Source organism: Pseudomonas sp. P5_A2_2 (genome assembly GCF_054177685.1).
In genome coordinates this window covers 1-2777 of sequence record NZ_JBGCUL010000608.1, presented here as the reverse complement: position 1 = coordinate 2777, position 2777 = coordinate 1, and the positions used below count along the sequence as shown (strand labels likewise).

3 protein-coding genes are annotated in these 2777 nt (G+C 40.9%); all 3 read right to left on the bottom strand.

Translation table 11 applies throughout. The annotated features are described in order from the left end of the window. Positions 1-714 (bottom strand): glycosyltransferase (locus ACXRVY_RS23000; protein WP_458238326.1); only part of this gene is annotated, 714 nt, incomplete at its 3' end. Between the two features lie 15 nt (positions 715-729). Next, positions 730-1848, bottom strand: coding sequence for an EpsG family protein (locus ACXRVY_RS22995; protein WP_223462476.1), 1119 nt, complete (start codon positions 1846-1848; stop codon positions 730-732). After that, positions 1848-2777, bottom strand: a 930-nt coding sequence (locus tag ACXRVY_RS22990) for an O-antigen translocase (protein WP_458238325.1), incomplete at its 5' end; no start/stop codon positions are given. The genes ACXRVY_RS22995 and ACXRVY_RS22990, both read right to left, overlap by 1 nt.

Genomic DNA, 2777 nt, shown 5'->3' with positions numbered 1-2777 from the left:
AGCTTCAAGCGCTTCTCTTTCGGGCCCGTCGCCATATATATAATAATGAAAATCATCAACAAGTCGCAAACTTGACAATATAGATATTACATGCCTATTGTAAACCTTGAAGTCCACAAGACGACCAACAGATAACAGTTTTAATGACCGCTTGTCAGGACAACACATCCTATAATGCTCAAGTGATATACCCAGTGGCAACAATGCCACCTCACTAACATCTAAAGCCTTGTACGTTGCCGCAATCTCCGCAGTACTCTCATTCGGAAACAGAGTAAGCTTTACATTTTTATCGTACAATTCAAGCATCTTTTTTCTAAAATAGACACTTCGATCACGCCACCAAACAATTTCTCGAGAATGGTAGATACCGATAGACAGTGCATCGAAAGAATATTTTTTCCGCTGAAAATACATATACGACAAAGTTAATAAGTCAACAACATGAACCACATCAAAATGAGTATGAGAACACGCACTCGCAGGCACCAAAGCGTTTAGCCAACTGGATGCTCCAAAAAATGGAAAATACTCAACAACGCAAACTGTTGCTACAGACGATAGCTTTTGGAAGAGTAAATCATCATATTTACTGGAGAGCAAAATCACAGTGACGGAGTGGCCCTGCTTCTGTAATTCGGTGGCCAAACGGACCACGTAGGTTTCTACGCCCCCCATGGATAGGCCACCCATCACAAAAAGTATATTTTTCAATTTACTCTCTACTTACTAATTATTGAAATTAAAAAATTGAACTGCTTCACCTGTCCAACCTGCATTATCTGTCAAATTCAAGAACAAAGTCAGTCCTGCATACAGTATTATTAGAGCGTAGCCCAGCCATTTGCCGAACAACGAAAAGAAGACAAACGGTAACAATACGTACTCAAACATCGAAATAGCCGCATAACTTCTTCCCGCGACAATTGCAAAATCGCCCAATGCAATCCGTATAAAAGTTGCGCAAAAAAAGAAGCAAAAAACCAACTCAAAATGCTCATATTCACTTGAGATCTTGCGCCAAAAAATCAAGGCCAACCCTACAAAAAACAAATTCTTTAAATTTACCGCACTGAACAAGGGTAACGGGTAGTTATAAATATCCGCATTGAGATACAGATTTATTTTCTCACCTATAAACCCAAAATTAATCAAATATGAAAAAAGTGTTTGTATATCAAAAAATGCCGTAAAAGCCAGGAGAAAAAGTGCGACGGCCGCGTACACACTGCGACCTGGTCGAAGTTGATAAATAGCGAACGGCAATAGAATCAACAATGATGACACATGCACAAATGCGGCACAGATCACCAGAAGCATGAATATACCGATCTTCCGCACAGGAACAAACGTCGCGGCCCAAAAAAGAAGCGCGGAGGCTAAACCAAGACGAATGGCATTTAGTTCTTTATTAAGATAAAAATGACAAAAATATACAAGGATCGCGGCGCCGACATGGGGAGAAAAAAACCTTATCGCCCTGACGTTCAGCGCTACAGAGGCTAATGCAACCACACTGAAAAGCACGAGAGGCTCGCTACCAAAACCGCGCAACATAGACAGCAGGGTAAAAAACCCGAGCTCCACATTGAACTGTGAGTAGCTATATCCGCATAAAAACTCATCACACCCAAAAAAAAACGGAATGTTCGTGAACATTTGCGCGTAGGCAACATCATCGCTACCTACACCCAAACTCCGTAATGCCGCTAATATCACGAGAGCTATAGCCGATGAAAAAACTGCAAGCTGCTTGACCCACCCTTGTTTAATCAGCATTTCCGTACCACCGGAAATGGTCAAAAATATGAACACAGCGTAAATAGGCCAAACAAACTCAAAAGACATCAGTTACGCACCCAAAACTTCAACGCAAGAATACTTACAAGGAAACACATGATATAGGACATCATATACGCAACCGTGACACCTTCTGCGCCAACAATAAACTGCCCCACCAACAAGCTTAGAGATACAAATAAACCAGCTTGAAAAACTTCTGAAACTATATAAATACGAGTTGCCGCTCTTGCAACTGCAACAAAACCAATGACATAGTTAGACGCCTTGAAAAAATCACCAATCAGCTGGTAGAGTAAATATTCATTTAATTCCTCGAACTCTTTAGAGAGCAGCAAGGGAACAAAAAAATCCCGCCCAAAATAAAGCGTCCCGCCGCCGACTGCGAAAACAGCCATGACAAAAACTACAAACTTATGGGTAAGCTGCTCTATTTCTTTTTTATTATTAATCCGAGATATCATCGGCATGAAATAGGATGCCAAAAAGACACTAAAAAACCCCAAATATGCACTAGAGAGCCTAATTAGACCTTGCCAAATTCCCGCCTGGGTATAACCGGAATTACTAATTAGATTTTGTCGAATATAAATCTCGACAACGGGAAATGCGATCGCGCTCACGCACAACATCAAACTGAACCAGCCTAACTTTTTAAGTAAAAGCGAATCTATTTCCCTACGTCTAAACCTGAAACGTAGCGAGGACCTCAGATATAAATAAATACTTGGAAATACCGCCATTGCCAAGATCGATATAATCGCTATCGCCGCACCCGGCAACCCAAATTTTAATATCAGAAACCAGGCAAACGGTAACGAGATCAAGTTCCCAACTATCTGAGAAAATGCAAACGACTTAACATCAGCAAGTCCATTTGCGACAGAAGAGAACAGCATATTAAAAGCTAGCACAAACTGAAAAATCGACAACAATGATATAACCCAGGCAAGACTACCATCCCCAAGTATGAACAC

Excerpts from the sequence above, each read along its gene's own strand:
- ACXRVY_RS22995 (WP_223462476.1), bottom strand. The coding sequence starts at position 1,848 with ATGTCTTTTGAGTTTGTTTGGCCTATTTACGCTGTGTTCATATTTTTG.